Source organism: Vibrio sp. 10N.286.45.E10, from assembly GCF_002874195.2.
GTDB classification, from domain to species: Bacteria; Pseudomonadota; Gammaproteobacteria; order Enterobacterales; family Vibrionaceae; genus Vibrio; species Vibrio crassostreae.
Genome location: NZ_MCWD02000003.1, coordinates 167209 through 192959, shown reverse-complemented (window position 1 = coordinate 192959; position 25751 = coordinate 167209). Strand labels below are relative to the sequence as shown.

At 43.6% G+C, this 25751-nt stretch carries 28 protein-coding genes; 12 read left to right on the top strand and 16 right to left on the bottom strand.

What is annotated here, in order from left to right; translation table 11 throughout:
- Positions 1-162: 162 nt before the first annotated feature.
- Positions 163-1029 (bottom strand): YicC/YloC family endoribonuclease, encoded by an 867-nt coding sequence (locus BCU34_RS22150; RefSeq protein ID WP_048661316.1) that lies wholly within the window; start codon positions 1027-1029, stop codon positions 163-165.
- Between the two features lie 248 nt (positions 1030-1277).
- Here BCU34_RS22150 and rph point away from each other — a divergent pair, with 248 nt between their 5' ends.
- The gene (gene rph / locus BCU34_RS22145; protein ID WP_009847983.1) at positions 1278-1994 is read left to right on the top strand and encodes a ribonuclease PH; all 717 of its coding nucleotides are present in this window, start codon (positions 1278-1280) and stop codon (positions 1992-1994) included.
- A gap of 215 nt (positions 1995-2209) precedes the next feature.
- Complete coding sequence (gene pyrE / locus BCU34_RS22140) at positions 2210-2851, top strand: orotate phosphoribosyltransferase (RefSeq protein WP_102479794.1); 642 nt, start codon at positions 2210-2212, stop codon at positions 2849-2851.
- A gap of 157 nt (positions 2852-3008) precedes the next feature.
- On the opposite strand, the gene lpxL is transcribed toward pyrE, so the two are convergent.
- From lpxL to coaBC, 3 genes are all read right to left on the bottom strand, one after another.
- Positions 3009-3995, bottom strand: coding sequence for an LpxL/LpxP family Kdo(2)-lipid IV(A) lauroyl/palmitoleoyl acyltransferase (lpxL, locus tag BCU34_RS22135; protein ID WP_375071388.1), 987 nt, complete (start codon positions 3993-3995; stop codon positions 3009-3011).
- A 33-nt stretch (positions 3996-4028) separates the two neighbouring features.
- Positions 4029-4619, bottom strand: a complete 591-nt coding sequence (gene slmA, locus BCU34_RS22130) for a nucleoid occlusion factor SlmA (protein ID WP_017063086.1) — start codon at positions 4617-4619, stop codon at positions 4029-4031.
- Positions 4620-4758: 139 nt separating this feature from the next.
- A complete protein-coding gene (coaBC, locus tag BCU34_RS22125) occupies positions 4759-6000 on the bottom strand; it encodes a bifunctional phosphopantothenoylcysteine decarboxylase/phosphopantothenate--cysteine ligase CoaBC (RefSeq protein WP_102479796.1) in 1242 nt (413 codons plus the stop codon).
- 224 nt (positions 6001-6224) lie between these two features.
- Here coaBC and radC point away from each other — a divergent pair, with 224 nt between their 5' ends.
- The 6 genes from radC to BCU34_RS22095 all read left to right on the top strand — a co-directional run bounded on the left by radC (position 6225) and on the right by BCU34_RS22095 (position 10294).
- Positions 6225-6899 (top strand): RadC family protein, encoded by a 675-nt coding sequence (radC, locus tag BCU34_RS22120; protein ID WP_017071069.1) that lies wholly within the window; start codon positions 6225-6227, stop codon positions 6897-6899.
- A 291-nt stretch (positions 6900-7190) separates the two neighbouring features.
- Positions 7191-7427 (top strand): 50S ribosomal protein L28, encoded by a 237-nt coding sequence (gene rpmB, locus BCU34_RS22115; protein ID WP_004728407.1) that lies wholly within the window; start codon positions 7191-7193, stop codon positions 7425-7427.
- A 13-nt stretch (positions 7428-7440) separates the two neighbouring features.
- Positions 7441-7608 (top strand): 50S ribosomal protein L33, encoded by a 168-nt coding sequence (gene rpmG, locus BCU34_RS22110; RefSeq protein WP_002535344.1) that lies wholly within the window; start codon positions 7441-7443, stop codon positions 7606-7608.
- A gap of 216 nt (positions 7609-7824) precedes the next feature.
- Positions 7825-8385, top strand: coding sequence for a hypothetical protein (locus tag BCU34_RS22105; RefSeq protein ID WP_102479797.1), 561 nt, complete (start codon positions 7825-7827; stop codon positions 8383-8385).
- 3 nt (positions 8386-8388) lie between these two features.
- Complete coding sequence (gene mutM / locus BCU34_RS22100; protein WP_102479798.1) at positions 8389-9198, top strand: bifunctional DNA-formamidopyrimidine glycosylase/DNA-(apurinic or apyrimidinic site) lyase; 810 nt, start codon at positions 8389-8391, stop codon at positions 9196-9198.
- 91 nt (positions 9199-9289) lie between these two features.
- Entirely contained in the window at positions 9290-10294 is a 1005-nt protein-coding gene (locus tag BCU34_RS22095; RefSeq protein WP_102479799.1) for an NAD-dependent epimerase, read from the top strand.
- Between the two features lie 79 nt (positions 10295-10373).
- Here BCU34_RS22095 and BCU34_RS22090 read toward each other — a convergent pair whose 3' ends face one another.
- From BCU34_RS22090 to BCU34_RS22080, 3 genes are all read right to left on the bottom strand, one after another.
- Positions 10374-11126 (bottom strand): glycosyltransferase family 25 protein, encoded by a 753-nt coding sequence (locus BCU34_RS22090; protein WP_102479800.1) that lies wholly within the window; start codon positions 11124-11126, stop codon positions 10374-10376.
- A 243-nt stretch (positions 11127-11369) separates the two neighbouring features.
- Positions 11370-11852 (bottom strand): pantetheine-phosphate adenylyltransferase, encoded by a 483-nt coding sequence (gene coaD / locus BCU34_RS22085; protein ID WP_102479801.1) that lies wholly within the window; start codon positions 11850-11852, stop codon positions 11370-11372.
- Position 11853: 1 nt separating this feature from the next.
- The gene (locus BCU34_RS22080; protein ID WP_102479802.1) at positions 11854-12936 is read right to left on the bottom strand and encodes a glycosyltransferase family 9 protein; all 1083 of its coding nucleotides are present in this window, start codon (positions 12934-12936) and stop codon (positions 11854-11856) included.
- Positions 12937-13032: 96 nt separating this feature from the next.
- Between BCU34_RS22080 and BCU34_RS22075 the strand changes: the two genes are divergently transcribed.
- On the top strand, positions 13033-13752 hold the full coding sequence (locus BCU34_RS22075) for a 3-deoxy-D-manno-octulosonic acid kinase (RefSeq protein WP_102479803.1): 720 nt from the start codon (positions 13033-13035) through the stop codon (positions 13750-13752).
- A gap of 2 nt (positions 13753-13754) precedes the next feature.
- Here the strand turns inward: BCU34_RS22075 and BCU34_RS22070 are convergent, their stop codons facing one another.
- A complete protein-coding gene (locus tag BCU34_RS22070; protein WP_240698005.1) occupies positions 13755-14234 on the bottom strand; it encodes an acyltransferase in 480 nt (159 codons plus the stop codon).
- A 67-nt stretch (positions 14235-14301) separates the two neighbouring features.
- Positions 14302-15576 (bottom strand): lipid IV(A) 3-deoxy-D-manno-octulosonic acid transferase, encoded by a 1275-nt coding sequence (gene waaA / locus BCU34_RS22065; protein ID WP_102432185.1) that lies wholly within the window; start codon positions 15574-15576, stop codon positions 14302-14304.
- Positions 15577-15684: 108 nt separating this feature from the next.
- Here waaA and BCU34_RS22060 point away from each other — a divergent pair, with 108 nt between their 5' ends.
- The 3 genes from BCU34_RS22060 to BCU34_RS22050 are packed head-to-tail and all read left to right on the top strand — an operon-like array spanning position 15685 to position 18622.
- A complete protein-coding gene (locus BCU34_RS22060; protein WP_102479804.1) occupies positions 15685-16731 on the top strand; it encodes a CDP-glycerol glycerophosphotransferase family protein in 1047 nt (348 codons plus the stop codon).
- A gap of 9 nt (positions 16732-16740) precedes the next feature.
- Positions 16741-17532, top strand: coding sequence for a glycosyltransferase family 2 protein (locus BCU34_RS22055; protein WP_102432183.1), 792 nt, complete (start codon positions 16741-16743; stop codon positions 17530-17532).
- Between the two features lie 10 nt (positions 17533-17542).
- A complete protein-coding gene (locus tag BCU34_RS22050) occupies positions 17543-18622 on the top strand; it encodes a glycosyltransferase family 4 protein (RefSeq protein ID WP_102479805.1) in 1080 nt (359 codons plus the stop codon).
- A gap of 20 nt (positions 18623-18642) precedes the next feature.
- On the opposite strand, the gene BCU34_RS22045 is transcribed toward BCU34_RS22050, so the two are convergent.
- The 7 genes from BCU34_RS22045 to BCU34_RS22015 form a co-directional block, all read right to left on the bottom strand.
- Positions 18643-19335, bottom strand: coding sequence for a cytidylyltransferase domain-containing protein (locus BCU34_RS22045; protein ID WP_102479808.1), 693 nt, complete (start codon positions 19333-19335; stop codon positions 18643-18645).
- Positions 19335-20396: a nucleotidyltransferase family protein gene (locus BCU34_RS22040; RefSeq protein WP_102479810.1), complete on the bottom strand. Its 1062-nt coding sequence runs from the start codon at positions 20394-20396 to the stop codon at positions 19335-19337. The genes BCU34_RS22045 and BCU34_RS22040 overlap by 1 nt, the downstream gene beginning before the upstream one ends.
- A gap of 67 nt (positions 20397-20463) precedes the next feature.
- Positions 20464-21450, bottom strand: a complete 987-nt coding sequence (locus BCU34_RS22035; protein ID WP_102432179.1) for a pyridoxal phosphate-dependent transferase — start codon at positions 21448-21450, stop codon at positions 20464-20466.
- A complete protein-coding gene (gene neuC / locus BCU34_RS22030) occupies positions 21434-22597 on the bottom strand; it encodes a UDP-N-acetylglucosamine 2-epimerase (protein ID WP_102432178.1) in 1164 nt (387 codons plus the stop codon). Before neuC ends, BCU34_RS22035 begins: the two co-directional genes overlap by 17 nt.
- Positions 22597-23598, bottom strand: coding sequence for an N-acetylneuraminate synthase (gene neuB / locus BCU34_RS22025; RefSeq protein WP_102479812.1), 1002 nt, complete (start codon positions 23596-23598; stop codon positions 22597-22599). The genes neuC and neuB overlap by 1 nt, the downstream gene beginning before the upstream one ends.
- A gap of 8 nt (positions 23599-23606) precedes the next feature.
- The gene (locus BCU34_RS22020) at positions 23607-24599 is read right to left on the bottom strand and encodes a GNAT family N-acetyltransferase (RefSeq protein ID WP_102432176.1); all 993 of its coding nucleotides are present in this window, start codon (positions 24597-24599) and stop codon (positions 23607-23609) included.
- Complete coding sequence (locus BCU34_RS22015; protein ID WP_102479814.1) at positions 24599-25750, bottom strand: LegC family aminotransferase; 1152 nt, start codon at positions 25748-25750, stop codon at positions 24599-24601. Before BCU34_RS22015 ends, BCU34_RS22020 begins: the two co-directional genes overlap by 1 nt.
- Between the last annotated feature and the right edge of the window lies 1 nt (position 25751).

The following is a 25751-nucleotide window of genomic DNA, read 5'->3' as shown; positions in this document are numbered from 1 at the left end:
TCTCCAGCGTAACTATCCGCTTACTGACTAGCCTTGATTTTCATTACTGTATCCATAAAAAAAGCCCCTAAAACTAGGAGCTTATCTTGATCTAATCAACACTGTTAGTTAATCAACACTGATTCAGCTAATGGCTATTCACAGTGTGTTACTGACAAACTGTTATTCAATATTCTGGATCTGCTCACGCATCTGTTCGATAAGAACTTTAAGCTCTACGCCTGATGCGGTGATGTCTGTGCTGATAGACTTAGATGCTAGCGTGTTTGACTCACGGTTGAACTCTTGCATCATGAAGTCAAGCTTACGGCCACAAGCGCCGCCTTTCTTCAGTACTACATTCGCTTCTTTCACGTGAGAGTCTAGACGGTCTAGCTCTTCTGCTACGTCTGACTTCTGCGCAAGTAGGATAAGCTCTTGCTCAACACGAGAACCTTCCAGTTCGATTTTCGCATCTTCAAATTTGGTAAGAAGACGCTCACGTTGCCACTCTAGGATTTCTGGCATGCGTGCACGAACTTTTACGACTTCTTCAGTGATTGCATCTAAGCGCTGTACGATTAGCGCCTTCATGTTTTCACCTTCACGAGCACGAGCGTCAATGAACTCCGCAATAGCATCGTTGAATGCTTCTAGTAGGTCTTTGTTGATAGCATCCATGTCTTGCTCTGGAGTTTCCATCACGCCAGGCCAGTTCATGATTTGGAATGGGTTCAAACGGCTCTCTTCGCCTGTCATCGTCATTACTTGGTTGGCTGCATTAATGACTTGCTGAGCTAAGCCTTCGTTAATGCTTAGTTCACCCTTTGCTGCAGGGTTTGCTTCAAAGCGTAGGTTACATTCAACCTTACCGCGCGCTAGACGCTTACGGAAACGCTCACGTAGGATTGGCTCTAAACCACGGAACTGTTCAGGCATACGGAAGTAAGTTTCTAGGTAGCGTTGGTTTACACTACGGATTTCCCATACTGCGCTGCCCCAATCGCCTTTTACTTCTTTGCGTGCGTACGCGGTCATACTATAAATCATCGAATTTTCCTGTCTTTTATCATTCTGAAAATAACGCGCACGCATAGTATCACGATATGGTGTGCTCCCGAAGCTTGTCTCTTGTGACTATAAATAGCCGGTTACGGTAAATAGCTTTGAACGGTAAATAGATTTGAAAGATAAACTGCTATATAATCTCGCCCCAATCAAAACTGTCTCACCCCTTTCTTAGGTGATGCACTCTTTCGATAGTAAATCACTTCAGACTGTTAATAAGGTAGATACCAATGCGTCCAAATGACCGCGCTGTAGATCAAATTCGTCCAATTAAAATTACTCGTAACTACACAGCTTATGCTGAGGGTTCTGTATTAGTTGAGTTCGGCAACACTAAAGTTCTATGTAATGCGACGGTAGAAGAAAACGTACCGCGTTGGTTAAAAGGCCAAGGTAAGGGTTGGGTAACCGCTGAATACGGCATGCTGCCACGTGCAACGCACACTCGTAACCGTCGTGAAGCGGCGAGCGGTAAGCAAGGTGGTCGTACGATGGAAATCCAACGTCTGATCGCGCGTAGCCTACGTGCTGTTGTTGACCTGAAAGTAATGGGTGAAATCATGATCACTGTCGATTGTGATGTTATCCAAGCAGACGGCGGTACACGTACTGCTTCTATCTCAGGTGCAAGCGTAGCAATGGCTGACGCTATCAACAGCCTACTAGCAAGCGGCAAACTGAAAAAGAACCCAATGAAAGGCCACGTAGCGGCAGTTTCAGTGGGCATCGTTGGTGCACAAGCACTGTGTGACCTTGAGTACGTTGAAGACTCAGCAGCAGATACCGACATGAACGTTGTAATGACAGAAGACGGTAAGATGATTGAGATTCAAGGCACCGCAGAAGGCGAACCGTTCAGCCATGAAGAGCTGATGCAGCTTTTAGCCCTGGCGAATAAGGGTATTGCCGATATCGTCGAAGCGCAGAAAGCTGCGTTGGCCGACTAGTTTCTAGATAGCTCCCACATTGGGGGCTATTTTTTTATCTTCGTCGTATTCGCGCCCTCCGCGTTGTTAACTGCGCTTGCTCACCCGAATCACTTACTACTCGTAAGCTCACGGGTTTCGCAAGCTTGTTGCCTAGCGGAAAACACGACTACTTAGAAGATACTAAGAAGAGTTTAAGTTAATTAAGTTTTATTGGATAAACGTAGAGGAAAAACATGAAAGCATATCAACGTGAATTTATTGAATTTGCACTAGAGAAAGAAGTACTTAAGTTTGGTGAGTTTACTTTAAAGTCTGGCCGTAAGAGCCCTTACTTCTTCAATGCTGGATTGTTTAATACAGGTCGTGACCTAGCGCGTTTAGGTCGCTTCTACGCAGCAGCATTGGCGGATTCTGGTATTGAGTTTGATGTGCTATTTGGCCCTGCATACAAAGGTATCCCAATTGCAACCACGACAGCGGTTGCACTGGCAGATCATCACGATGTAGACACGCCTTACTGCTTTAACCGTAAAGAAGCGAAAGACCACGGTGAAGGCGGCAACCTTGTCGGTAGCGCACTTGAAGGTCGCATCATGCTAGTTGATGACGTGATCACTGCGGGTACAGCGATTCGTGAGTCGATGGAAATCATCCAAGCAAACGGCGCTGATCTAGCGGGTGTGCTTGTTGCTATCGACCGCCAAGAGAAGGGCAAAGGCGAGTTGTCTGCGATTCAAGAAGTAGAGCGTGACTTCGGTTGTGCAATTATCTCAATCGTTAGCCTGACTGACTTGGTGACTTTCCTTGAAGAAAAAGGCACAGACGCAGCACACCTAGAGTCAGTAAAAGCGTACCGTACTCAATACGGAATCTAATTCTTGAAGCGTCGAACCTAACGGTTTAGCGTTCTAAGTTTAGAATCGAAAAATCAAAAAGGCCCGAGAGATAAATATCTTTCGGGCCTTTTACTTTTCTATTGAAGTGAGCTGTTTTTTTATCTAAGAAATAGTCGCTCTATTTGTAGCGGCTACTCTATTTATAACGAATGCCGCGTTCAGCTTCTGGATCTTCCATGGTCTTGAAGCGTTTGTGTAGCCACATCCACTGTTCTGGTGCTCTTAAGATAATCTTCTCAAGATAGCTGTTCATGTAGGCAGCGGCGGCTTTCTCATCTTTTTGTGGATAGTTATCTTCAATTGACTCGTCGGCCATGATTTCATACTTGCCGTCGGCATTTCTAAAACCTGACCCCGGAACAAGTGCGCATCGGCTGGTGTAAGCCAGAATGCTGGTGCCTGTGGTGGTACATGCATCTTCTACCGCGAAGAAAGGCACAAACACAGACTTGTTACGACCGTAATCATGATCTGGCAGGTAGAAAAGGATCTCACCCTGACGCAGGATTCGAATCATACGCTTCACGTCTTTACGGTGAATCAGGCGGTTGCCGTTTTGAGTACGACCACGGTATTGAATGAATTCATAAGCCGGATTGTTGTGCGGGCGATAAACACCTAAACCTGAAATACCGAGAACAGCCATTGCTCGCGCAGTGATCTCTAGGTTCAAGGCATGCACACAACACAGCAGAACACCTTTGCCGTTGGCTTTATGTGTACGCAGCATTTGAGTGTCTTTATCTACTAGGATTCGCTTGAAACGCCACGTCGGCCAAAACCAGGTAATGCCCGTTTCGATCAGTGCCATACCGGTGTTCTTGAAGTTCTCACTGACCATTGCCGCGACTTCATCTGCTGGCTTGTCTGGGAAGGCGAGCTCCAAGTTACGTGTTGCGACTGCTACGCGCTTTTTGCCATAGCGAGCGCCCAAAGAGCCTAATGATCGGCCTAACAGCAGTAAGAGGCGGTAAGGGAGAACGTTAACGATAAGCGCCAACAGCCCAAAGCCGAACCATACTCCCCAGTATTTAGGGTGGAGTAACGCCAGAGTAAAAGGTGGCTTAGTAATAACGTGTTGTGCAGTGCTGCTTGTCGGAGAAATTTTCGTCGTCATAACCATCACTTAAGATTTGATTGCTACTTAATTTGATTGCTACTTAATCTGAGCGCTTAATAGAGCCCAATAAGCATCAAAATTTTCTGTCGGTTGATATTTGAAGTCTGAACGAACAAAGCGATTCAAGCTGCCTTCAACTTGACCGAGCAGCTGAGCCGCTAAGATTTTCTCATCAACCGGGAATGATTTCCCTTCACGAAGTTTTCTTTCACGCAGGATTTGGCGAAGTTGCGTCTCAATGCGTTCGAAAAGTTGGTTGATGCGATCACGCAGTCGTTCATTTTCAAACATTAGAGCATGACCAGACAAAATTCGAGTCAGGCCAGGGTTACGTTCTGAGAAAACTAAGATAAGTTGTAGCACTAGGCGTATGCGCTCTAGCGTGTCTTTCTCTTCATCCAGAATACGGTTGATTCGAGACATCAACGCTTCTTCAATGAACTCGATTAGGCCTTCAAACATGCGAGCTTTGCTTGGGAAGTGGCGGTATAACGCAGCCTCAGAAACACCCACTTGCTTGGCCAACTTTACCGTTGTGATACGAGAAGCACCTTCGGTCGATTCCAACATTTGTGCGAGAGCTTGTAGGATTTCTTCACGACGGTTTGATTTTCGAGCACCAGCCATCTATTTACTTCCTTTCCTAAAGATGAGGATTGAGTGAAGAAGGATTATAAACACCAATCAATTCTGTTTCCTAGTTTTGTGAGCCCTAGGTCAACAGAATCGAGAGGTGTCAGCAGATTGTCAGAGCAAATTTGTGCGTTTATGCATCAATAAGCTGTTGGATCTGATCGAGGATCTGGAAACCAAGTGTGTCTTTGCTTTCCAGTGGCAGAGACTTATCGCCGCCTTTCCAATAAAGATGCAGCTCATTGCTACTGCTATTGAAGCCTTGACCTTCGACAGAAACGTCGTTGGCGCAAATCATGTCGAGGTTCTTTCTTTCCAGTTTGCCGCGCGCGTACTTCTCAACATCTTGAGTTTCAGCTGCGAAGCCGACAGTAAATGGGCGACCTTCAGTCATTGTAGCGACAGAAGCGACGATGTCAGGGTTCTTAACCATTTGAATGGTCATGTCGTCTTTACCGTCGACCTTCTTAAGCTTTTGGTCTGCGATGGTCTCAGGGCGATAATCGGCAACCGCGGCGCAGCTGATGAAAATATCGTGTTGAGCGGCGTGAGCAGTAACAGCATCAAACATCTGTTGAGCGCTGTCGACATCGATACGATTAACCTTATTTGGTGTCGCGAGTGATACAGGGCCGCTGACTAGAGTCACCGTTGCACCTTGTTTCGCGGCTGCTTCAGCCAGTGCATAGCCCATCTTGCCTGAGCTGTGGTTGGTAATGTAACGCACAGGGTCAATCGCTTCACGAGTCGGGCCTGCAGTAATAAGCACAGAACGGCCAGCGAGTGGCTTAGGTTGGAAAAATTCTTCACAGCGATGTACGAGCTGCATTGGCTCGAGCATACGCCCCATACCGACATCACCACACGCTTGTTCGCCTGCTGCTGGGCCCCAGATCTCACAGCCACGACGTTTTAGTGTCGCGATGTTCTCTTGAGTCGCAGGGTGGCTGTACATCTGTTGGTTCATTGCTGGAGATACCGCAACTGGCGCATCGGTTGCTAAAACCAAAGTGGTTAGCAAGTCGTTACCCATGCCAGCTGTCATACGAGCAATAAGGTCTGCGGTTGCTGGCGCTAGTAATACCAAGTCAGCCCACTTTGCGAGCTCAATGTGCCCCATGGAAGCCTCAGCAGCAGGATCAAGCAAACTATCAGACACTGGCCTACCAGAGACGGCTTGCATGGTGAGAGGAGTAATGAACTCCTTGGCTGCATTGGTCATGACGACCTGCACTTGTGCTCCACGCTCAACCAAACGTCGAGTCAGCTCGGCACATTTGTAAGCAGCGATACCACCACTAATACCAAGAAGAATTTTTTTCCCTGCTAGGCCTTGTTGGTCAGCGTTACTCAGTGGATTAACCTGTGTTTGCATGATTCTGTTCCTTAATTTTTCTGCGACTTACGATATCAGAACAAAGGATGAGTGCCTAGAAGCAGAACTCGAACAGAGTTGACGCTCATCAAGTTGGTGTTATCAAACTTATCAATTACACAGTTTTGCTAGTGAGTCGTTTCCTTTTATCTCTATCGAAGGATCTCTGATTACGATCTCATTACAGTGGTGGGTCGTGTTCATGACCAGTGATTAGCTTTTATATGCCAATAGATAAAATACCTGCCGAATCGATGCCGAGAGAAAAGCTATTAAATAGAGGGCCTGATTCTTTGAGTGATGCGGAACTGCTCGCGATATTTCTGCGAACAGGGACACAAGGAATGAACGTGTTGGAACTCGCAGACAAGTTGATCAAAGACTTTGGTTCGCTCCGCCATCTCTTTTCAGCAACGCAGGAAGAATTTTGTGCTCATAAAGGGATGGGACAGGCTAAGTATGTTCAGCTACAAGCTGTATTAGAGATGACGCAGCGTTATCTAGCGGAGACTTTGTCTCGTGGAGATGCGCTCACTAGCCCAAGTCATACTAAGCTTTATCTTTCGAGCATGTTGCGTGATCGCCAGCGAGAAGCCTTCTATATATTGTTCCTCGATAACCAAAATAGGGTAATAAAGGATGAGGTGATGTTTGAAGGAACCATCGATGCCGCATCGGTTTACCCGCGTGAAGTGGTTAAACGGGCACTTCATCACAATGCGGCGGCATTAATCTTGGCTCATAACCATCCTTCGGGTGTTGCTGAACCCAGCCAAGCGGATAGGCGGATTACACGCCGATTAACCGATGCATTAGCGCTGGTGGACATCCGAGTTCTCGACCATTTTGTCGTTGGAGATGGCGAAGTTGTCTCTTTTGCAGAGCGTGGATGGATTTGAATCACATTTTAGGTTGTTAGTTGCGTTAAATCTGCTATTATTCCGCCCACATTTTTAGACCTAAAATCAGCTCTGATTACTCAAGCAAGCTGCGCTGCACAAAAAAAGATCACGAAATCCGTAAAAAGGATCTGTTCGGGTCTTGAGCAATGCGTGTCAAGTTAGTATAATGCGCGACCTTTGATAGCCTTGTATGGATTTTCCATAACGGTTTTTACCTTCTATTTTAATTGATAGAGAGGTTCGGCCACCAAGGTTGATATCGAGCTGAAACGATTGGAGAAGACATTCATGTCCCGAGTATGCCAAGTAACTGGTAAGCGTCCAGTAACGGGTAACAACCGTTCACACGCACGCAATGCTACTAAGCGCCGTTTTCTGCCGAACCTACAAACTCATCGTTTCTGGGTAGAGAGCGAAAAACGTTTTGTTAAACTACGTCTAACTGCTAAAGGCATGCGTATCATTGATAAGAAAGGCATCGATGCTGTTCTTGTTGATATCCGTGCACGTGGCGAAAACGTTTAAGAGGAATTAAGCAATGGCTAAAGGCATTCGTGAGAAAATTCGTCTAGTATCTTCTGCAGGTACTGGTCACTTCTACACAACTGATAAGAACAAGCGTAACATGCCAGGCAAATTTGAGATCAAAAAGTTTGATCCAGTAGTTCGCCAACACGTTATGTACAAAGAAGCTAAAATCAAGTAATTGATGCTTTTTTTGCTCTTCTTCAGTAGAAGAAAGAATTGAAAAACCCAGTTTAATCGCTGGGTTTTTTTATATCTAAAATTTGAGTAATTCAATTATTCTTGTTTGATGTAGCGCTTGATATAGCGTCTGATAGATAGAAAACTGCGCAACATAGAAAGTATTGCCACTTTCACGATATACTGATAGCTCAATAGGTTAGATGAGTGGAATCAGATGAGATATCGTGGACGCCGGTGGAACAACATACTCATGTTCAGTGTGATCGCTTTTATTGGCGTGTTAAACCTTCCAACATTGATCAAAGCGTACCTTATCGAGCCTGAACCGCAGGTTGATAGCCCTTATCCTTATCTCCTGAATCCAAAAGCAGAGCTTCAAGCGTTGCACTTTTCCAAGTGGTCTGTCATTCAACAAGACAATCAATGGGTTTACCAGTTCCAAGGTACGGACTTCCCTCAAGCCACCAATGCACAAGAGCTGTCACAGCGTTGGAAAGAGCTTGTGGGCACGGAAGTCGACTCACAGACCTACACAGACCTTACGCCTCGGTTAAATACACCGCACACCATCGAAGTATGGTATCAAGACCAAGAAGAGCCCCAGCGTATTACCTATTATCAATTGCCGGAGTTCTGGTTGTTAAAAAATTGGAATGATCAGTGGTTGGCAGTGTCTATTGAAGAGAGCTACCTGTTTCCAAGCTTTAGCTCGAAACCTTCATTTAAATCAGACAAGCTATCTATATCAGACAAACCACCTAAATCGGACGACTAGATTATGCCTGAATTACCCGAAGTCGAAGTAAGCCGCATGGGGATCTCGCCTCACTTAGTTGGCGAGACCATTAAAACCCTTACTTTTCGCACTCCAAAGCTGCGTTGGGATATCCCACAAGAGCTTAAAAAGCTAGAAGGGCAGGTGATTCGCTCTATCTCGCGTCGCGCAAAGTACCTATTGATTGAAACAGATACTGGCACTGCCATTGTTCACCTTGGTATGTCTGGCTCACTGCGTGTGTTAGACGCTGACTTCCCTGCAGCCAAACACGATCACGTGGATCTTAAGCTCACCAACGGCAAAGTACTGCGCTACAACGATCCGCGCCGCTTCGGTGCATGGTTATGGTCGGCGCCTGATGAGATTCATCCTGTGTTACTGGGATCTGGTCCTGAGCCGCTCACTGACGACTTCAACGCCGACTACATAGCCGAGAAGGCAGAGAAACGTAAGGTTGCCGTCAAGCAGTTCATCATGGACAACAAAGTGGTGGTCGGGGTAGGGAACATCTACGCCAATGAAGCACTATTTTCTTCACGTATTAGCCCTTTGCGCCCAGCAAGTAAAGTGACAAAAGAAGAGTGGGTCTTGTTGACCCTAGAGATCAAACAAGTACTCGCTACCGCCATCAAACAAGGCGGTACTACGCTTAAAGATTTCGCCCAAGCAGATGGCAAGCCGGGATATTTCGCTCAAGAGCTACAAGTGTATGGCAAAGCAGGCGAAAAGTGCCCTACTTGTGAAGCTCTTATTCAAGAGTTAAAAATAGGGCAGAGGAACACGTTTTATTGCGAAGAGTGCCAAGTATAAAAAAACTGAACTTATGTTCACTTTTTTACGCTAGTAGATAGGCAGGCTAATAGCTACAATTACACTAATGATATGAATTGAGAATAGTAGAATGAAATATTTAGTAACTGGCGTTGCCGGGTTTATTGGCTCTGCAGTGTCAGAACGACTATGTGCAGCTGGGCATGAGGTTATCGGTATTGATAACTTGAATGACTACTACGAAGTTTCTTTGAAACATGATCGCCTAAAGCGCATTGAGCATGAAAACCTGACCTTCATCGAGCTGGATCTTGCTGATAGAGAAGGCATGGCAACGCTGTTTGCTGAGCAAAAGTTTGACCGTGTCATTCACTTAGCGGCGCAAGCTGGCGTTCGTTACTCAATTGATAACCCGATGGCGTATGCCGATAGCAACCTTGTCGGTCACCTAGCTATTCTTGAAGGCTGTCGACATAACAAGGTAGAGCACCTAGTTTACGCTTCATCAAGCTCAGTTTATGGCTTGAACCAGAAAATGCCATTCCACACGGCAGACAGTGTTGATCACCCTATCTCGTTGTATGCTGCGACCAAGAAGTCGAATGAGCTAATGGCGCATACCTATTCTCATTTATACGATGTACCGACAACAGGTCTACGTTTCTTTACGGTTTACGGCCCTTGGAGTCGCCCAGACATGGCGATGTTCAAGTTTGCTAACTTAATTGTAGCGGGCAAAGAGATCGACATTTACAACAATGGCGACATGATGCGCGACTTCACTTATATCGATGATATTGTTGAAGGCATTATTCGTGTGCAAGATCGAGTTCCAGAAAAGCAGCCTGATTGGACAGTAGAGCAAGGCTCACCAGCAACCAGTTCAGCACCATACCGTGTGTTTAATATTGGTCATGGTAGCCCGGTTAAATTGATGGATTACGTTGAAGCATTAGAAACAGCTTTAGGCATTGAAGCGAAGAAGAACTTCATGCGAATACAACCCGGTGATGTATACGCGACTTACGCCGATACTGAGGATCTGTTTGAAGCAGTAGGCTACAAACCACAAGTTAAAATCCAAGAAGGCGCAAAAGCTTTCGCAGATTGGTATAAAGCCTACTACTCGCTGTAATAATTGATGGTTTTGAATAAAAATAGCGCTCACTGAGCGCTATTTTTTTGAAGAGGGTTAGTGTTTTACTTTCCTATCTTTAGAGCTTTGGTCTGAACTCTTTATCTAGAACTAAAAGGTGGTAAAGGTTTGTTGATAAGTTGAGCGTCATGCTCTTTATTTTGTTCACAATCTTCATAAAGGCGACAGAATAGTCTTTTCTACCTTTATGTTTACGACTACCAATAATTGACGGCTGCTTACTACGTTGTAATCCCGCAGAAGAAACACCAAACATGGGGTGTTTATGGACCCAGGTATTCCGTAAGAATACATCAACTGGATAATTGAACGTTGAACTTTGTTCGATGAAAGCTTTTGCTGCTTTGGGAGATATCGCGTAACAGGCGGTTCCTTGAGGAACTTTCAAATACTTAATAAGATGTTGGGCATCGTAAGTGCTAACTGAGTAATGTAGTTTGTTCTTACTGTCTTGTAAGCGAATAAAACCACACTGATTAATATGCTGCTCGGCGATAGTCAGAGTATTACGAAATGTGTCGGTATCAATCTCGGCATGATCTTCGAAGACTAAAATTGGTTCATTGAGCTCTACACATTTTTGCCAAATAAGGTAATGGCTTGCATAACATCCAACCTCTCCAATGGCATGCGACCTGCCCATATTATGTAAAAAAGCTCTATCGTGAATTCTTTTTAGTAGAGGGTGTTCATCGGTTCGCGCATCAACCCCAATAAAAAACTCAAAATCAACCTGAACATCCTTGAGGGCGTCGGCTGTTGATCTTTGTCTACAATGATTCGCTTTTAAGGTAATACAGTATGATTTCATATAGCTATATTGATGCGTTTATTTATAGTTAACTATGTTATCACTCGCCTCGCTTTTTGTAATGACGGTTCACTTATTTAGCGATTATGGTTGTGACGGGCTTCAAGAATGTTGAGGCAGTACGGCTGATTGACTGTTATTGGCTTTAAAGTGTCAGAGCGACAGTGCTAGTAGTGGATTAAGTTATAGGTATTAACAAAAAAATAGCGCCAATGTGCGCTATTTTTGTTTTTGATGAGCATATTACTTAGCTGTTTTTATTTTGATTTCAGCCGCAACTTTTTGTGGCACAAACTGACTAATGTCCCCACCATGGATAGCCACTTCTCGAACTATTGTCGAAGAGAGGAATGCATACTCCTCTGAAGGCGTTAAAAATACACTTTCAAGGCCGGGCAGGAGTTTTCGGTACATACTCGTGAGACCGAATTCGTATTCAAAATCCATGGTCGTTCTGAGGCCGCGTACCAGCACATTAGCTTTCTGTTGTTTGACAAAGTCGACCAGTAACCCAGAGAACCCCTCAACAGACACGTTAGGTAAGTGAGACACAGCATCACGCAACAGCTCTACTCGTTCATCTAACTTAAACATGGTTTTTTTGCTTGGGCTCGCGGCTACTCCTACAGTGATATGATCAAACATGCTCGCTGCACGGACGATGATATCGAGGTGACCATTGGTTACCGGATCAAAAGTACCAGGGTAGATAACGTGTGTGCTCATATTAGCTGTCCTTGCTTAATGTAGTGGTCGGGTTCGGTGTTTTAATAGAGTTTAAGGCTTTGTCGAGTTTTTGCTTTACCATATCGACGGTGATGTCCTTCATTAAATCATCGCCTTTTGCTCGAGTTCCCCACGGAAGGTCTTGAACCGGTTTCCCTTGTTGCGCCTCTACGTGCTGTTGATACACGCTGACCACGATATCCAGATCGTTGTAAGGGCCAGTTCTACGAGGATCGCTATGTGCGTACAAGCCAATTACCGGGGTTGATTGTGTCGTTGCCAAGTGGGCTGGACCAGTATCAGGTGCCAATACCACCGCTGCATGCTTGAGTACGGCGGTGAGCTGCTTTAAGTTGGTTTTGCCTATTAAATTGATGACAGGAGATTGGCATAGCGCTTCGATGTCCTTACCAAGGTTTACTTCTCGTGGAGCAGGAGAGCCACAAAGTACCACTTGCATGCCTTTTTCTGTAGCGTAATCGGCAATAGCTGCATATCGATTAGTCAACCAGTTACGCGAATCCTTGCTTGCGGCAGGGGAGATAACCAAGGTTGGTTTCTCTGTCATGGTGTCGATGGCCAGCTGTTCGTCTTCCGGTGTTAAAGGAATATCCCATTGAGGCTTATCGAAGGGGACACCAATGTAGCGAGCAAATTCGGCAAAGTTATCCAAAACATGAAACTTATCTGAAATAGGTAGATGGCGATTAGTAAAGAGTGACTGCATTTCACGAGTGCGATCTTTGCCAAATCCCACTTTGCACTTCGCCTTTATCCCCCAAGATAGCACGCTAGCTCTGAGTGCGGCTTGCATATGCAGAAGTGCATCAAATTTACGATCAGATAGCTGACGCCATAATTCACGCATTCCTTTGAAGCCTTGTTTTTTATCGAAAACAATCACCTCAATACCGGGTAGATCGCCGATCAGCATGGCTTCTATTTTGCCGGTTATCCAAGTAATTTTCGTTTCAGGCCACTGCTTCTGGATGGCTTGAACCACAGAAATAGCATGACAAACATCGCCAATCGCGGAGAGGCGAAGTATGCAAAGAGATTGAGGTGCAGTTGAGAACAGTGACATAAAGTGCCCGAAAAAAGTGAATAACATCAGAATTATGCAGATACTCGCATTAGTTGTAAAATAGCAATGACGAAAAGCGACCCAAAGGCCTCATAGATGGAAACGATTAGCACCAAGAACCAAACAATTTGGTACGACCCTGAACTTCTGGCTCAGGTACCAGAGGGCGATATTGCTCAGATTTTTGAGGCTGAATATTGGCAGCAACAAGACGCCATTTCAGGCAGTGCTCAAGGACGCGGTACCACATGGTTCATTCAGCTTGATGGAATACAGGCCGCATTGCGCCATTATCGCCGTGGCGGATTGTTTGGGAAGCTAGTCGAAGACCAATATCGTTTCTCTGATTGGGAGAGTACTCGCTGCGCTATGGAGCTTAATGTCCTAAAGATATTGGCAAACGCAGGTGTGAATGTCCCTAGGCCTATTGCTGCTAGAGCAATTAAAAGCGGACTACTTTATCGAGCCGACTTAATGTCTGAACGAATTCCCAAAGCCAAGGATCTGGTTGATGTATTGGTCAATGGCCCGATAGATGCGGATGTTTATCGTCGAATTGGCCAAGAGATCCGCAAAATGCACGATGCTGGCGTTAATCACACTGATCTCAACATCCATAATATCCTGCTTGATGACTCGCAAAGGGTGTGGATCATTGACTTTGATAAGTGTGGCCAGCAGGCGGGTGATGGCTGGAAGGAAGGTAACTTGAATCGCTTAAAGCGCTCGTTTTTAAAGGAAATGCACAAGCGCCAGATTCAGTGGCAGGTGTCAGATTGGGAGTATTTAGTTCAGGGCTACAAGGCAAATGAATAAAACTATTTGTTTTTTATAAATTTAGCAGGTACACCGCCGTAAACAGTATTTGAAGGTATATCTTTTGTGACTACACTATTGGCTCCAATGGCAACATTGCTACCGATTGTTACTCCTGGGAGGATTACAGTATTAGCTCCAATCCAGACCCCTTCGCCAATATCAATATTACCAAAATAGTTTTTTAGAGGACGTTGCGTGAAATCTTGTTGAGTTTCTGTTGATGAAGTGTACATTCTGACGTTGTGGCTAATACGAGTCCTTTTACCTATTTTTACTGTATAACCAGGCATCGCTTGTATTGCTGTGTTGTGGCCAACATAAGACTCAGCACCACCAATAATGTCGCCTTTTCCATAAAACCTAACGTGGCTTCGTTTCAAATCAAATGTACTATCAATAGAGTAGCGCCTTTTATATTTCGCTTCCTTCTCTTTGATATGTGCTTTCTCTAGTGCTCGAAATAGAGCAGAACCAATCATATAGAACATATAACCTCAAAAATTTAAAACCTGACCAAACTATAATCATTATTTCCTTTGCGTGCTACTAAGTAGGTTGGTTAAAAATTATAATATCTAAGGTTTTGCCTAGAGCCCCTCGGTTCTGCTCGACCACTTGATAAGCCGCTAAGCCTTTCTCTTTACGTAAGTTAGGTTGGGTGAACAGCTCTTTGAGTTGGTGTGCAATTTCATTGCTGTTTTGGCAAATAGTGACGGCTTGAGCTTCAAGCAGTTTGTCTGTGATCTCGCTGAAGTTAAAGTAACTAGGACCATTGAGTAAAGGTAACTGCAGGGCCGCAGGCTCTAGAAGATTGTGGCCACCGACCTTATCGCCCACAAGGCTTCCTCCCATAAAACAGACATCAGATCCGCCAAGTAATACCAACATTTCTCCCATCGTATCCGCAATATACACTTCAATATCAGAGGTGATTGGCTGCTGACTCATTCGAGTGATGGTGTTGAATTGGTGTTGTTTAGCCAGTTCCGTCACTTGGTTAAATCGCTCTGGGTGGCGAGGCACGATCATCAGTAGCGCACTAGGGTTGTCTTTAAGAAGTTGCCTATGAGCGTCTAAGATAATTTCATCTTCGCCTTGATGAGTGCTGGCAGCTATCCATACACAGCGTTCAAAGCCAATTTGTTCACGTAACGCTTTGCTTTTTGATACTTGTTCAGCTGAGATTTCAATATCAAACTTGATCGACCCAGTCACATGCACAGATGCTTTATCTAACCCTAATCGTATAAAACGCTCAGCATCACCTGGGTATTGGCAAAGTACTTGAGAGAGGTTTTTGGCTAAGAGGTCAAAAACGGATTGGAATTTAGCATAGCGCTGGCACGAGCGTTCTGATAGACGAGCGTTGAGTACTGAAATAGGAATCCCAGCTTTCGCGACGCAATGCAACGTGTTTGGCCAAAGCTCTGTTTCCATAATCAACATTTGCTTTGGTTTTACTGATTTAAGGAAGCCTCGTACACACCAAGAAAAATCAATCGGCATGTAGCGATGTTCGACCAAATCACCAAGCTTGTCTATTTGCTCAGCACCTGTGCTGGTTGTCGTGGTAACAATGATGGCTTGATTTGGATCTCGCAGCTTCAATTGTTTAATGACAGGCATCGCAGCAATAGATTCACCCACCGACACGGCATGAATCCAGATAGGGCTTTTACCTTGAGTTTGCGGTGTGATACCGAAATGTTCTTTCCAGCGCTTACCAAAATTTGGCTTTCCGGGTTTGCTCTTATAAAGCCCATAGAGAAGCAGTGGAGAGGCCAATGACAATATAAGAGTGTATATAAGTCGTATAAGCATAAGAACAGTGACACCAGAGGGTAAATTCAGTAATCAGAAGAGTATTTTCTTCAATCTCGAAAGTAAAGAGCGTTATAATTAAATGCTTAGTGACACTTTCAAACGGAAATGGTGAACTCTATCTCATCGCTTATTCAATCCTATCGTTTTTTGCTCTATGTCGAGCAAAACTACTCATTTGCTATCCTTCGTCCATTTTATAACTACGCGAAGCAACTTGGTCATGACGTTAAATGGTTGCTGGTTGGTGAGGATGCTTCTGAACATCTTTTACTGGATCAAGAGCAGAGCGTGTCTTTGACAGAGGCTGTCGCCTATAATCCTTCGGCTGTTTTAGTGCCCGGAGATCGCGTTCCTGCTTTTATCCCTGGATTGAAGGTGCAAGTATTTCATGGCTTGAACGAGAGCAAACGAGGGAACTTATATCCTGAGCGTGGTCTATTTGATTTGTATTGTACCGAAGGCCATGAAAGAACCAACTCATTGGAGCCACTAGCTAAACAGCGTGGCTATTTTCAAGTAAAAGAGACCGGATGGTTGAAGCTAGATAGCTTGTTTAATTACCAAACCAGTGACAAGCATTTTGAAAGACCTCAAATTCTATTTGCTTCCACCTTTTCGCCAAGCTTATCCTGTGCCGAATTAGTTTATGAAGAGCTTAAGTGCCTAAGCCAACTAAACCAGTGGCAATGGTTGGTGACTCTTCATCCGAAAATGAATCAAGAGACGAGAACGAAATATCAAGCACTGGAAGGGGATAACCTTCTCTTTTTCGATAATGACCGAGTGATTGAAATGCAACATCGTGCTGATGTTATGGTGTGTGACAACTCATCGATATTTCAGGAATTCTTGTTGCTCAATAAGCCTGTTGTCACGGTAAATAATCGAGACCCTCAAGCGAGCTTTATTAATATAACGCAAGCGGAACAGTTAGAATCAGCAATTCAACAAGCGATGCTACCTGATGAAGAAAGATATAACGCTATCGCTCATTATGGCCCGTCAATAACGCCATATTTAGATGGGCAATCCTCAGCGAGAGTTCTGAGTGCTATTACTGATGTGCTAGAAAGCGGCTGGCAAGATAACAAGCCAAAAAATTGGATTCGTAACTTTAAGATCCGTAAATCATTAAACTATTGGAAATTCTAGGGCTGAATAATGAGAAAACATACCCTGTCTGTCATTGTTATTACCAAGAATGAAGAAGACCGAATTGAAACTTGCCTTAAATCTGTTGTTGATATTGCCGATGAACTGATTGTTTTAGACAGTGGCTCAACAGATGCAACAGTTGAAATATGCCAAAAATATACAGATAACGTGACAATCACTGATTGGCCTGGCTTTGGTAAGCAAAAGCAGCGAGCTCTAGATAAAGCGACATGTGATTGGGTGCTATCAATTGATGCTGACGAAGCTCTAGATAAAGAGATGAGTGATGCTCTTGTTGCACTATTAAAGCAAGATCAAATCAAACATACAGCGTATAAACTGCCTTGGGGAGTGACCCTTTATGGCACAACGCTCAAATATGGCCGTAGCGCTCGCGCAGTCTTAAGATTGTTCAAGAGAGAAGGTTCTCGTTATACGCTTGATGAAGTTCACGAGACTGTCGTTCCTGAGCAAGGTTCTACAGGAGTATTGAAGGGTTTTCTTCTTCATTACACCCATCGTGATTATGGTCACGGCTTAGATAAAGCAGCGCAATATGCTTGGCTTGGATCTCAAAAATACCACCGTAAAGGCAAGAAGTCACACGGCTTATTCCTCGCTCTACTACGAGCTATATGGACGTTCTTCTTAGTGTATATTATCCGTCGTGGTTTTATGGATGGCAGTGTCGGTTTCATTATGGCTATGACTTACGCTCAAGTGAATTTCAATAAATACGTCGGTTTGTGGATTCTTGAAAATCGCTCAGAAGACCGTTCAACAGACCAAGCTAAATAGGAACCGATAGATGAAGATTTTAGTTTGTGCATCTTACTTACATGCATGGAACAGTTTGCGTCCAGAAGCTGCGATTTTTATCGAGCTAGCTAGTCAAGGGCATCAAGTGACGATCATGACTCAGGGAGAATCTGAGCACGTATATAAGCTAGAAGAGCACGGTATCCGAGTAGTCGATGGTTACCCGAAGCGTAAAATTTGTTTTGATACCATTAAAAAGATCCGTCATGAGTTAAGAACGCATAATTACGACATCTGCTATGCTTTTAACTCTAAGACAATCCCCAATGCAGCTTTTGCGTGTATTGGTTTTGACGTTAAGTTGGTTGTTTATCGAGGTACTACAGGAGGGCTGTATCGACATGACCCAAGTGCTTACCTAACTCAGCTGCATCCTCGTGTAGATGGCATAGTTTGTGTTTCAGAAGCGGTTCGACAAGATGTGGTGAAGCGCGTTTGGAAGAACAAAGATAACGTTGTTACCATATACAAAGGGCATGAATTGGATTGGTATAAAGTACCACCAACTGAGCGCTCCGAGTTTGGTTTGAATGAAGATGATGTCGTCGCGATTACTGCAGCGCATGTAAGACCAAGTAAAGGTATATCTGTTTTACTTGAGGCGACCAAATACATTACTGCACCGAACTTCCATTTGATCTTAGCGGGCAGCGGCTATGAGCCTCACTTTGATGAGATGAAAGCGAGCCCTATGAGTGAGCGAATTCACTACATTGGTCATCGTACTGACATCCCTTCGATCATGTGTATGGCAGATTTTCAAGTTCAGCCATCGACCAGCGGAGAAGGACTACCGCGTACGATTGTTGAAGCAATGGCAAATGGCACAACTTCTGTAGTTACGACCACTGGCGGTGCCCCTGAACTCGTTGTAGATGGTGAAACGGGTTATATCGTCCCTACGGGAGACGCAAAAGCTTTGGGTGAGGCAATGGACAAGCTCGCACAAGATAAGGCAAAGTGCACAACAATGAGCGAAGCGGCTAAGAATCGGCTAGATGAAAGCTTCAGTTCACGAGTGACGGTTAAGAAGCATCTAGAATTTTTTGAGAAGTTACTTAAGCAATAATATAAAGTGAGGAGGGCTATTTAGCCCTCTTTGTTTATAAAAAATTCGGCAAGCTCAAAATCTAATTGTTGGTCAATATCAAAAGAAACTCTATTTTCCATCACGTAGGCAAAGGATTCCTCTGTGTATCTAATTTCGCCGTATTCCTTAAACTTTCGAACATCAAAGATGTAAATAGCTCCATTGAATCGGAAGAAATCCCCGCAATCTTGAGATCGCTTTAATGCTTCTGGGCGAATAAAGTCTCCCATTGTGCCATCTTCTGGAAGCGTGTTAGCCCAAAGCGGTGGGTGTTCACATGGTGTAACGGAAACTACAGAGAAAGCCTGTTTTTCAATGAATAGATCCAATGCTTCATCGATATGTTGAGCTGTCCGCAACGGAGATGTTGGTTGAAGCAGTACAATTATATCTATGTCATTTCCAAACTGTTCTAACGTATAAGTTAGAACACTCTCTGTCGTCGCGGTATCTGATGCTAAGTGGTCAGGTCTTAGTTCTGGAACATCGATACCAAATCGGGAAGAGACATCCGCGATCTCCTTATCATCAGTGCTAACGAATATTTGATCGATATATTTACTGTTTTTCGCTGCATCAATTGACCACCCAATTAATGGTTTTCCAGCTAAAGGCAGCACGTTTTTTCTTGGTAGTCGTTTGCTGCCACCGCGGGCTGGGATAATCGCCAATACTTTTTTAGTGTGAATCATTAGAACATCTCTAAGCTATGGATATCAGCCTGCGCTCGATTGAAATCGTCCATGCGGCCAATATCTAACCAATACTCGTGGATTGGAAACATCAATACATTGTTGCGTGTATTCATATGTTGCTCTAACAACGTAGGCATATCTACACGATGGTTCTTTGGCACAGAATCAATGACTTGAGGCGAGACTACATAAATCCCAGCATTCACAAAAAAACGTTGTATTGGTTTTTCGACCATACTCGTTATTTTGTTCCCTTCTCCATTTATCACACCGTAAGGGATTTGATAGTCGTATTCACGGACACACATTGTTGCATCAGCGTTATTGTCTATATGAAACTCTAACAAGCGTTGAAAATCTACCTTTGTTAGAACATCTCCATTAATCATAATGAGAGGCAGGTCTTTAGGTAGGTTATCAGGCAATAAGCCTAATGCGCCACCGGTTCCTAGCGGTTCATTCTCATGGACATAGGTGATGTTAATGCCTAAATCACTACCATCGCCAAAGTGGTTTTGAATTTGCTCGGGCATATAATGCGTAGAGATATAAAAGTTAACGAAACCCGCTTTAGTAAAGCTTCGTATCACCGTTTCAAGAATTGGTTTATCACCGATCTTTAGCATTGGCTTAGGGCAATTGTCTGTAAGAGGTTTTAGGCGGGTACCAAAGCCGCCAGCCATAATAAAGACAGGGTTTTTCACCAAAGGTTGACTTAATATATCCTGAAGCGTCTCTAAACCAACGACAACCCCACTCTCACTCACTAACGGAATTGACAAAATACCTTTTAGTTCCATCAATTCAATAAGCTGTTCTCTTGAGGTTCCAAGAGTTGCCGTGATTGGAGATGTATTCATAACTGTCGATATTTCATCGTTTAATGAGAGTTTATTCAATAAACCTCTACGAATATCTCCATCAGTCACAACGCCGATGAGGCAACCTTTGTCATTGATGACCAGAACAACACGTAATGCTTCTTTATCAAGAATATCCAGCGCATCTAGAATTGTTGATGACGGTACTAGCTGCACATTTTTCCAATCATGACTCATAGGCAATCACCAGTCCACTTTACATATTTATTTATTTTTATCGGTTCGATTTCTAATTTTTCTTGATTCATTTCTCAAATTTCTTTATCAAATCACATATACGCTTGATGTCTTCCGTCGTGTAGCGACTATCTAGCGGTAATGACAGAATAGTGTCACACAGTGAACTCGGCGCTTGCCTGCTTTTTGGCCAATGAACAGCTAAAAAGATAGAATGCCCCATCAATGCCTTTCGAACTTTATCGCGATTCACTAATGATAATGGCAAGAAAGATGGGAAGTTTGCATTAATGTCTATGAACTGCTCTGAATCGAGCGCCGCTTTAGCAACTCTCAAGTTCTCAACTCGGGCTTTCTGTTCATTTCGGTAATGAAGGGAAAACTGACAAGCTAAGAATACACTTCTGTCTTCTGGCTCATACACTCCAGAACATTCATCAAGTAAGCTCTCCGCACTGGAAAAGAGTGATAGGTAATCACTCTCTTTTCCCACTGAAGCATTAAGGTATTGATATTTAGCAGATTTAGCTTTGTACTTAAGAGTAGAAAAATCAGGTAATCGCTCTTTGCGTAGTTCTGTTAGTGGTGTACTCGACACTAACTGGCTAAAGTCAGCTACAGCTGTAATTTTTCTTAAACTATTGAAGTAGCACCATGGCACTTCAGCAGGAATTTTAGGCGCTTCAATACCAAACACGTCATCGATAATGAGTGGTGTATCCGTGCTTTTAATTAGCTTGTCGAAGGAGTGACTCTCGTGGCCAAAATACTTCACGAGATATATGGCACTGATGCTTCCCAGTTCGTTGGGCAGTTCAAATTCAAAATCTTCTCGAACCTGATAAAATTGTACATCAATATTAAATTCAAGTAAGACATCAACAACTATCTGACACACGAAATCCGGAACAAGAACCTTCTTTCGTTGAAGAGACATAGAGCGAATAGCCCACCTTAATGATGAGCGTCCACTATTGGTTACACCATAGAAAAGACCTTCACTCTCAAGTTCTTGCTCTCCGCCGACCATTTTAGGTTCAGTACTTAACATCATAAAATTGCTTTGTTTTTAAACTGCTTAGTTCAACGGTTTTAAGAGTTTGCACCACTTTTTCAGAGCTATTTCCACGCCCGTAAGGATTCACGATATGCTTTAAAGATGCCATAAACTCCGGAGTATAAACCTCAGCTAATGCCGAAGTGAGATCAGCCTTGTTTACACTAACATCAATTGTGCTATTGGCTTTCACACGCCCTTTTTGACGGTTACCAATGTTAATAGTTGCGAGTTTGAACGACGGAGCTTCCACGATACCACTCGAAGAGTTTCCTACTACAGCATCCATATACTGCAACGCTGACAAATAACGAAGTTGTCCTAGAGAGGTAAATGCAATCGCTTTCTCAGTGTTTTCAGCGACATACTTATCTATCATCTTATTTATCAATCGACCACCTACGTCAGCATTCGCCTTAGTGAAGATGACTAACGTATGCTCCAAAGTGTCTAATGCACTAAGGATCTCTCGAAAATCTCTTTCGACTTCTGCGATATCTTGTGTAGTTTCAGGGTGATAAGTGAAAAGTAAATTCCGCTCTTTTAATTTACAAGATATGGAGTTTTCAAACTCATCTTTCGACATCAACTGCATACGAAGTAAGTTATCAAGGCCGACTTCTCCGACGGTGAATACACGTTCTGGCAGCTCACCCATCTGAATAACTCGAGTGGAATACTCATCCATCGCAGTAAAGTGTAGTTGGGATAACTTAGTAATGGCATGACGAATTAATTCATCGATCGCACCTTCGGTAAGCTCTCCACCACTCAAGTGCGCAACGGGAATACGGGCAATATTTGCCGCAGAAACGATAGGGACCAGTTCATAACGATCCCCTAATACGACAACAATATCGGGCTTTAACTCATCAAACGCCTCTGAAAAGCTGATTTGCGCAAGGCCCATGCTCTTACTAACTCCAACCGGAGTATCCGAGGAAAGAAGGATTTCTACTGTCTTATTCACGACAAATCCATCATCAAGAATTTGCTGATTCGTTAAACCAAACTCTGGAGATAGATGACTACCTGTTGAGATTAGTTGAAGCTCAAGTACTGAATCATTTTGAATATCTTCAAGTAAACACTTTAACAATCCGTATTCAGCTCTTGTCGCCGTGACTACACATATCTTACGCATCAGATCAGTTCCCCAACTTGGTAATCTTTCTTCGCTATTGAATCAACGACTTCATCCCATCGAGTTGGAGAAATACCGTTACCTGGGCGCTTGATTTCAAGCATCTCTGCTGAGATAACTTGTCCGGCAGAAATCGCCTTACCTGCAATAATGCTCTTTCTTACAATATCGCGGTTCGCTTTTTCCGTTTTGGTTGGTACTTTCCAACCAGATCCCATCGCTTTTTCTATGTTGCGAATAGCGGTTACCATATCCGACAGCTCATGAGGTTCTAGACTTGCTTTGTGGTCTGGACCTTCCATTTTGTTGTCTAGAGTAAAATGCTTCTCGATAACTTTTGCCCCAATAGCCACTGCGGCAATTGGGATTTCAATACCTAAGGTATGATCTGAGTACCCAACGGTAACGCCAGGGAATGCTTTCTGAATCGTTAACATTGCTGTTAAGTTTACGTCTTCTGGTGATGTCGGATAGTCTGTAGTGGCGTGAAGTACTGTAATATCTGCAAGTGATAAACCGGCTTCAACAAGCGTGTTGATCGCATGCTCCACTTCATATAAGTAACCCATCCCAGTAGAGAGAATTACGGGCTTTTTAAAACCAGCAATATGACGTAGGAACGGCGTATTAGTTAACTCCCCGGAGCCAATTTTGAAGAAGTCTTGTAGTTCATTAAGGAACGTTGCGCTCTGTTCTTCATCAGGTGTCGACATAAAGGTGATCGCTCTCGCGTCACAGTATGCTTTTAAGTCAGCAAAATCATCGTAGCTCAATTCAAGACGTTTGAGCATTTCAAACTGAGTTTCTTCTCGTTGAGTATTCTCCACTTGATACTCAGCCATTTGAGCATCTTCAGTGACGAGCAACTCCGTTTTCCAAGTTTGGAACTTTACAGCATCAACCCCAGCCTCTACCGCTGCATCAATCAACTTCTTAGCTAGACCAATGTCACCATTATGATTGACCCCCGCTTCTGCGATAATAAAAATATTGTTTGTCATAGTTACCTCTAAGCTCGGTATAACTGGAATAATTTCGGAGTAGTAGAATCTTTACTTTGATCAATCCACATTTGATTCAACATCTGGCGCTTTTCGGGTAAGAAATCTAACCCCGCAATATAAAATGGCATCGTTAAAGGAGAGAATTTCGACTTAAACTTGAACAAACTGTCGTCAGGAGAAGATGTTCGACCTCCACCTAGCATCATGTAACGACAACCTTGGCTTTTAGCATGCTCAAAAGCGGCATCAAGTAGCAAATAATTGCCATTTTCCTTAGCGATGTCCTGATTATTGGCAGACAAGTGGTAATGCGCGAGTTCTTTACCACACATGAAAAAGCCCACTGAAGCATATGTACTTTCTTTCTTTGTGGCGAGTAAAGACACACCATCTAAAGCATTCAAATCATTGAAGTAGTTTTCTTGGAAGTAAAAAAAGTCACTGGCTGAGTTTTTATTCATTGTTTCGTAGTACATCTCCATAAAATCAGAGAGTTGTACTGATGTTGTATCGACAGATAAGTTTTTCTCAGCTCTCTTAACGATGTTTCTTGTTGTTTTTGAGTATGATTTTCGGCGCTCTTCTGTGTTCTTTTCTAGGTCAACAATAACGACTTGGCGCTCAGGGAAATGCATGTCAAATAACGACGGCATTTCACCGACAGTATTAAAAGGGTGAAAACGGATGAACTCGCACACAATGTTCTGAGCTTTGCAATGCTCTCTGTAAGCACTAAATGCACGCTGTAAAAATAACGTATCTGAAGAGTTAGAAATTGGACCTCCGTAACCGTAAGGTGTTTCTAAGTCATACAACTCTTCGCTGATGGTCTGCCCTGCAACACTTCGGATTGGACGTTTTAAAGCACTAAACCAAACATAAGAGCTATCCTCACCATACTGAAATTCAAAATGTTCACCATCGCCTTCATATAGCGCAGAGTATTCTCGCTGGTAGTATATGTCTGACGGCAAATCTGTAATGGTAATATTCGTCATCATTCAGCTCTAAGAATTGGAGTACTAGGTAAATTAACCAAATGCGCTTCAATAAACTCAGACTGAGTTAGATCGCCACACATGGCATTTTCAAACATTGGTAAACGATGCATTAACTTCCAGATTGGGCGAGTCATGACACCAGCAGCATTCGTTTCCTGCAATATATGTTCACGAAATTCAACATCAGGACAAATAATGGCATTCAACCAATAGTTGGATTTAGCGTACTTGGGCTCGACAACAAACTTAATGTCAGTGCCTTCAAACAGGCTTATGTATTGATTAGCAAGACTGCGTTTTTGAATAAGGTATTGCTCAATCACTTCCATCTGCGCACAACCAAGCGCTGCATTCAGATTTGGCATGCGGTAGTTAAAACCTGGCTCATCATGGAAAAATTCATAAGGATGAGGCACTTTCGCTGTCGTAGTGACATGCTTGGTTCGTGCTCCTAGTTCTTGAGTTTTACATAGAACCATACCGCCACCACCAGTGGTAATGATTTTGTTGCCATTGAAGCTGACTGCACTCACATCACCAATAGTACCGGTGTGCTTACCTTTATAGAAAGAACCTAGGCTTTCTGCTGCATCTTCTACTAAAACAAGATTCCATTTCAGGCAAACTGCAACCAGCTCATCAAGCTCTACAGGGTGGCCAAAGGTATGCATAGGGACAACCGCTTTAATTCGTTTGCCTGTATTCTTGTGAATACACCCCGTATTGGTTACTTCAGCATGCTCACTTAAGAATGCATCTACAGCTTTAGGGCATAGGCCTAAGCTCACAGGAGAAACATCCACAAAAATAGGCTCGGCACCCATATGATAAAGAGCGTTACAAGTTGCAACGAAAGTCAGAGCTTGTGTAATAACAAGGTCTCCTCGTTGAACATCAGCCATGTACAAGGCCGCATGTAATGCTGCAGTACCATTGACTGTCGCTACCGCTTTAGCCGCACCTGTATACGCTTCAATCTTTCGCTCAAAATCATCAACAAATTTACCAACGCTAGAAACAAAAGTACTTTCAATCGTTTCCATAACATAGGCTTTTTCGTTGCCATTAAACGTTGGTGCGTGCAACGGAATGAATTCATTAGTTTTATAAGTATCTCTAACAAATTCAACAATAGATGTCGCTTTCATT